Source organism: Microcystis sp. LE18-22.4A, assembly GCF_027531105.1.
GTDB lineage: Bacteria > Cyanobacteriota > Cyanobacteriia > Cyanobacteriales > Microcystaceae > Microcystis > Microcystis aeruginosa.
Map to the genome: position 1 here is coordinate 1 of NZ_JAPZRB010000457.1, position 6,146 is coordinate 6,146.

The 6,146-nt window shown below is 45.4% G+C and carries 4 protein-coding genes, 2 tRNA genes and 1 pseudogene; 3 read left to right on the forward strand and 4 right to left on the reverse strand.

Annotation, left to right across the window (positions count from 1 at the left end; all coding sequences use genetic code 11):
- Positions 1-220 precede the first annotated feature (220 nt).
- The 4 genes from O9295_RS20065 to O9295_RS20080 all read right to left on the reverse strand — a co-directional run bounded on the left by O9295_RS20065 (position 221) and on the right by O9295_RS20080 (position 2,046).
- Positions 221-292 (reverse strand) — tRNA-Thr (locus tag O9295_RS20065).
- Positions 293-300: 8 nt separating this feature from the next.
- Positions 301-385: transfer RNA gene (locus O9295_RS20070), tRNA-Tyr, on the reverse strand.
- Between the two features lie 137 nt (positions 386-522).
- Positions 523-819 carry a ferredoxin gene (locus tag O9295_RS20075; protein ID WP_147070765.1) on the reverse strand — a complete coding sequence of 99 codons (297 nt, stop codon included), beginning with the start codon at positions 817-819 and terminating at the stop codon, positions 523-525.
- A 591-nt stretch (positions 820-1,410) separates the two neighbouring features.
- Entirely contained in the window at positions 1,411-2,046 is a 636-nt protein-coding gene (locus O9295_RS20080) for a peroxiredoxin (protein WP_002796875.1), read from the reverse strand.
- Between the two features lie 516 nt (positions 2,047-2,562).
- Between O9295_RS20080 and psbU the strand changes: the two genes are divergently transcribed.
- The 3 genes and pseudogenes from psbU to O9295_RS20095 form a co-directional block, all read left to right on the forward strand.
- Complete coding sequence (psbU, locus tag O9295_RS20085; RefSeq protein WP_079208983.1) at positions 2,563-2,970, forward strand: photosystem II complex extrinsic protein PsbU; 408 nt, start codon at positions 2,563-2,565, stop codon at positions 2,968-2,970.
- Positions 2,971-3,161: 191 nt separating this feature from the next.
- Positions 3,162-4,829, forward strand: a complete 1,668-nt coding sequence (gene nadB / locus O9295_RS20090) for an L-aspartate oxidase (protein WP_288034822.1) — start codon at positions 3,162-3,164, stop codon at positions 4,827-4,829.
- Between the two features lie 242 nt (positions 4,830-5,071).
- Positions 5,072-6,010, forward strand: a pseudogene (locus tag O9295_RS20095) (RNA-guided endonuclease InsQ/TnpB family protein); the annotation flags it as partial.
- Positions 6,011-6,146: the final 136 nt, after the last annotated feature.

Genomic DNA, 6,146 nt, shown 5'->3' on the forward strand with positions numbered 1-6,146 from the left:
TGGGGTGTGGGGTGTGGGGTTTTACCCATTTTCATCGGGTAAATTACCTAATTTTCAGGGAAAAAGTCCAGGGATTTTCCCCCCGACCACTCCCATATCTGGTACTTTTTGATTGACAAAAAGTCTAAAAGTCTTACCCAACAAGGTTTTTAGATTTATTCAGGAGACCCTACTTAATCTCATCCTTCAACGGTTTATTGAGAATGAGCAGGGAAGAGAAAGCCCGTGATGAGGATTGAACTCATGACCTCACCCTTACCAAGGGTGTGCTCTACCACTGAGCTACACGGGCATTGATCGTGGTGGGCCGGGCCGGATTCGAACCAGCGTAGGCGTAGCCAACGGATTTACAGTCCGCCCCCATTAACCACTCGGGCACCGACCCATTAATTCCACGATTAACAATCATAGCACCCTTAGCTAAAACACACAAGTGTTTAGGGAAAAAAATTTTTGAGCCATAAAATAACTCCCGTTAAAGCCATGGCTTTAACGGGAGTTTTCTGACGATCTGGAGAGAGATTACTTCAAAGCAGCTTCTTCTTGGTGGGTGAGGATCACACAGTCAGAGGTAGGATAGGCGACGCAGGTGAGGACATAACCCGCTTCAATTTGATCGTCATCTAAGAAGGATTGATCGGATTGATCAACGCTACCAGATTCAAGTTTACCTGCACAGGTGGAGCAAGCTCCTGCGCGGCAGGAATAAGGTAAGTCCAGTCCTTGCTCTTCAGCTATATCGAGAATGTACTCATCATCGGGAACCTCAATTGTCTGATCGCCATCGGGTGTTTTTAGGGTGACTTTATAAGTTGCCATCGGTTGTTCCTCTTAATTAAATGCTAGTGAAAGCGGCAGTCTCTACAATTGCCTCTCGCTCGTAGTCAGATTGAACGATTGGAGCGAGTTTCATTTTTGATACTACGGGAAAATCTGCCTGACTCAGCCTTGCATTAGTAATGACAGTCTTAAATAAACTTAAAATAAAATTTACTTATAGATCTAACCAGGAATTCTTGACGCTCCTTGCTCGATCTCTAGATAATTTCATCGATCTACAATCTAGCTAAACTAACCACTACTAAGCATTTGGAGCTATAATGTTAATTGTTTTTTTAGCCTTAAGCCGATTTTTGTTAAATATTAATTTAACTTATGGTTAAGATAGATGTCGATGAATTGTCTTTAACCCAGCCAAGAAATTGCTTTTCGGCACTACTGCCGGTAACACATCTAGGGAAACTATGAAAAAATATATTGACAATCAAACCAATAAATGATAGAGGGAGATAAATCCCCTGTTGCCAGGGGTAGCATCCGTTAAAACGGATGGCTAACCCTCCCTGACGATTTCTTGGTTTTCGGATTGTCAGTTTTCCAGTATCTGGTTCACTGATTACCCATCACTAATTACTTATTAGGTTGGGGAGTCATGCGTAGATAGGGTTTGATTTCTTCAACTCCTTTGGGGAATTTGCTACGAGCTTCTTCAGTGGGAATAGAGGGAACCACCACACAATCGCCGCCGTCGGTCCAGTTAGCGGGGGTAGCCACTTGATAGTTATCGGTGAGCTGCAGGGAGTCGATCACGCGCAGGATCTCGTTAAAATTGCGTCCCGTGCTGGCAGGATAGGTAATGGTTAAACGTAATTTTTTGTTGGGATCGATGATAAACACCGAACGTACCGTCAGATTATTGAGGGAATTGGGGTGAATCATGCCGTAGAGATCCGACACTTTGCGATCGCCATCGGCGATAATCGGATAGTTAACGGTAGTGTTTTGAGTTTCGTTGATGTCATTAATCCAACCCCGATGGGATTCGGCACTATCGACACTCAAAGCGATCACTTTCACATTACGTCGCTCAAATTCTGACTTAAGACTAGCCACCGTACCTAATTCCGTGGTACAAACGGGGGTATAATCAGCCGGGTGCGAGAACAGCACTACCCAGCTATCTCCTACCCACTGATGAAAAGAAATCAGACCTTCACTAGAATCTTGTGTAAAATCTGGAACGATATCACCCAATTGGAGAGCCATAATTGTGTCTTCCTTATAGATATTTCAAGACAAGCAACAGTCCATGATGCCATAGGAGTGCTGTTCGTCAGGGATAATTTTAGGGATTTGTAATAATTCGATTGGGGGATAGGGGAATGAGGAAATGGGGGAAGTGGGGAGATAGGGGAATGGGGGAATAGGGAAATTCAACTAGAGCAGATGGCAGGGGGCAGCAGGAAAATCCTTGCCAGAACCTGATTTTAGCGATTTAGATTGTCCTAACCAACTTGTTCTTTGTGATCAAACCCCTAAAACCCTAAAACCCCATCCCCCAATACCCAAAACCCTTCCCCTAGGGCGGCAAACTAGGTTATGATCTGGTCTAGATGGCATGATATAACTTTTTTAACTAGCTATCAGCGTTCAGCTAATGGGTAGGCTGCGGTGGTAAGTCCCAATCCCCCACCCTATGCCTAGTCGGAAAGCTGAAGGCTGACGGCTTAATTTCTTGTCCTGATCGTTAATTTGCCTTGGTTTTAGGAGACCACAACTGCAATGAAGAATCTTTTTCGTCTGCTGGCGGTAATTGCCTTGATTATCGGGAGTTTTTGGGGCAAAGTTCCCGCTCAAGCTCTCAATCTCACCTCGATCGCCCTTCCCTCTCTTCCTGTGGCGGTCTTAAATGCGGCCGATGCCAAACTAACTACAGAATTTGGGGCGAAAATCGACCTCAATAACAGTGATATTCGCGATTTCCGGGACTTGAGAGGGTTCTATCCCAATTTAGCCGGTAAAATCATCAAAAACGCCCCCTACGAAGAAGTGGAAGATGTCCTCAATATCCCCGGACTCTCGGCCACTCAAAAAGAGCGTTTACAGGCTAATCTGGAGAAATTTACCGTTACTGAGCCTTCTAAAGAATTTATCGAGGGTGATGACCGTTTTAACCCCGGAGTTTACTAAATCCAGTTAATGGCGGTTTTAAAAAAATTCCTAGGTGAGCGATCGCTCACCTTTTTCAGTGATCAGCTTCTGAAGGCAAGAGGCAAAAGAAAGAATCTGGCATACTGCCCCAAGGAAAGACTGGCGATTTTTGCCAGAGCTATAGAGAAATGGAATGCTAGAATGAATAGAATTTATCAATTCATCCCTCAATGGTCGTTTCCTCGCAACTGCCGAGTTATCAAGATGTGTTAGTGGTGGGATCGGGAGCGGCGGGATTGTATGCCGCGCTGTGTTTACCTCCTAACTTAAAGGTGGGTTTAATTACCAAAGAAGATTTAAAAACTGGGGCTAGTGATTGGGCGCAGGGAGGAATTGCGGCGGCCACGTCCCCTGAGGATGCCCCCGTTTTCCATTTAGAAGATACCCTGAAAGCTGGAGCAGGCTTATGCGATCGCTATGCCGTGCAGTTTTTAGTCGAGAAAGCCCCCCAAGCGATCGCTGATTTGCTGCGGTTAGGAGTTAGTTTTGATCGCTCCGGAGACGACTTAGCCCGTACTCTTGAGGCTGCCCACTCCCAGGCCAGGGTGCTGCACGCGGCTGATCGCACGGGGAGAGCGATCGTCAGTACCCTGATGGAAAAAGTGGTCGAACGCCCCAATATTACCATTATTCCCCAAGCGATCGCGCTGAAACTCTGGCTTGACCCGGAAGGGCAACGCTGTCAAGGTATTTGTTTACTCCATCAAGATCATCTCTGTTGGCTGCGAGCGCAAGCAGTCATTCTGGCTACGGGAGGCGGCGGTCAAGTCTACGCCCAAACCACTAATCCCGCCGTTAGCACCGGGGATGGAGTCGCCCTGGCTTGGCGTGCTGGGGCAGTGATTCGCGACCCGGAATTTTTTCAGTTTCACCCCACCGCTTTGACTGTGCCGGGGGCGCCGCGGTTTTTAATTAGTGAAGCGGTGCGCGGCGAAGGAGCGCATTTAATTGATGCTCAGGGGCGGCGTTTTGCCTTCGATTACCATCCGGCAGGAGAATTGGCCCCCCGGGATGTGGTGAGTCGGGCGATTTTTAGCCATTTGCAAAAAACCTCCGACGATCCCGCCCATGCCAAAGTATATCTAGATTTAAGACCAATCGAACCGGAGCGTCTGCGTTATCGTTTCCCCAATATTATCCGCATCTGTCAAAAATGGGGCATTAATGTGCTTGAGGATGTGATTCCAGTCGCCCCCGCCGCTCACTATTGGATGGGAGGAGTGGCCACAGATTTAAACGCCCGCACTTCCCTACCCGGTTTGTATGTGATCGGCGAAGCCGCTAGTACAGGTGTCCACGGGGCCAATCGTTTAGCCAGTAATTCTCTCTTAGAATGTATTGTCTTTGCGGCAAGTTTGGCTGAAATAGGTCTAGAGCCAGAAAACTTTCGTGGGGAAAGACCCGAAAAACCCTTAGAAATTGCGGAAAACTGGCAGGAAGAACAGGAAGACTGGCAAAAAGTACGGAGAGAATTACCGATTTTAATGTGGGAAAATGCGGGAATTTGCCGATTTCAAAATGAGTTAGAAATTGCTATCCTACGGGTGCAACAGTGGAAACAACAGTTACATTCCTTAAAGATGGGCCAATTTCTCCAGAATCTTCTTCCCGACAAAGGACAATTATTTTTGTGTCCCTCGGTGCAGTTAGAAATAAGAATAGCGATCGAGACGTTAAATCTTCTAGACATCGCCGACTTAATTCTGGAAAGTGCCTTATTACGAGCAGAAAGCCGAGGCGGTCACTATCGGGGCGATTATCCAGAAACCGTAGCTAATTGGCAATTCCACACGACTATTCAAGGTCGAACATGGCGCAAAACGCCTGTGCAAGCTTAATTAAGCCAGTTTTTCACAGATAATCCCTAAGCTCTAAACAGTGGACTCTATCCTCGCTCCTAGGAGCCGTACTATTCGCCCCACGCTCACCGAGGGCTTTTCCCAATCATCGCGGTCTATGACCCATCTCTGGAGTTCAGTGCTTTTCATCGGAAATTTTGGGTCTGAAACCCCGTCGTTCTACGACGGCTTTACTGTTAAATATGAGCATCGTTTACGAAATATATGCTAAAATGTGAGGTATGGAAAAAGCCTATTCGTTTCGATTTTACCCCACACCCGAACAAGAGTCGCTATTGCGGCGCACATTGGGCTGTGTAAGATTGGTTTACAATAAGGCACTCCATCTCAGAACACAAGCATGGTACGAAAGACAAGAAAGAGTAGGATATACTGAAACTTCTTCGATGTTGACTGAGTGGAAAAAACAAGAAGAATTAGACTTCTTGAATGGGGTTAGCTGTGTTCCTTTACAACAAGGGTTAAGACACCTACAAACAGCTTTTACCAATTTCTTTGCTGGTCGTACTAAGTATCCCAACTTTAAGAAAAAACATCAAGGAGGAAGTGCCGAATTTACCAAATCTGCTTTTAAATTTAAAGACAAACAAATCTATTTAGCTAAATGCACGGAACCCTTAGCGATTCGATGGTCAAGACAAATACCAGAAGCTTGTGACCCAAGTACAGTAACAGTCAGATTGCATCCTTCTGGACGTTGGCATATTTCAATAAGATTTGATGACCCAACAATCCAGCCATTACCCCCAACTGATAAAGCCATCGGAATTGACTTAGGAATTAGTAGCCTAGTAATTACCAGCGATGGAGACAAGGTATCTAATCCTAAGCATTTTAAGAAACATTATCGGAGGTTGCGAAAGGCACAAAAAAGTCTTTCTCGAAAACAGAAAGGCTCAAAAAATCGGGAAAAAGCGAGAATCAAAGTAGCCAGAATTCACGCTCAAATCACCGATAGTAGAAAAGACCATTTACATAAGCTAACCACTCAATTAGTTCGTGAAAACCAAACGATTGTGGTTGAGAATTTAGCCGTCAAGAATATGGTCAAAAACCCGAAATTATCTCAGGCAATATCTGATGTTAGCTGGGGAGAAATAACCCGACAATTAGCCTACAAATGCCGTTGGTATGGGAGAAACTACATCGAAATAGATAGGGCTTGCTGAATAAATCTAAAAACCTTGTTGGATAAGACTTTTGGACTTTTTTCCCCTCAAAAAGTACCAGATATGGGAGTGATCAGGGGTAAATTCAGGGACTTTTTCCCTGAAAATTAGGTAATTGACCCCCTCA

Excerpts from the sequence above, each read along its gene's own strand:
- O9295_RS20080 (WP_002796875.1), bottom strand. The coding sequence starts at position 2,046 with ATGGCTCTCCAATTGGGTGATATCGTTCCAGATTTTACACAAGATTCT.
- psbU (WP_079208983.1), top strand. The coding sequence starts at position 2,563 with ATGAAGAATCTTTTTCGTCTGCTGGCGGTAATTGCCTTGATTATCGGG.
- nadB (WP_288034822.1), top strand. The coding sequence starts at position 3,162 with ATGGTCGTTTCCTCGCAACTGCCGAGTTATCAAGATGTGTTAGTGGTG.
- O9295_RS20075 (WP_147070765.1), bottom strand. The coding sequence starts at position 819 with ATGGCAACTTATAAAGTCACCCTAAAAACACCCGATGGCGATCAGACA.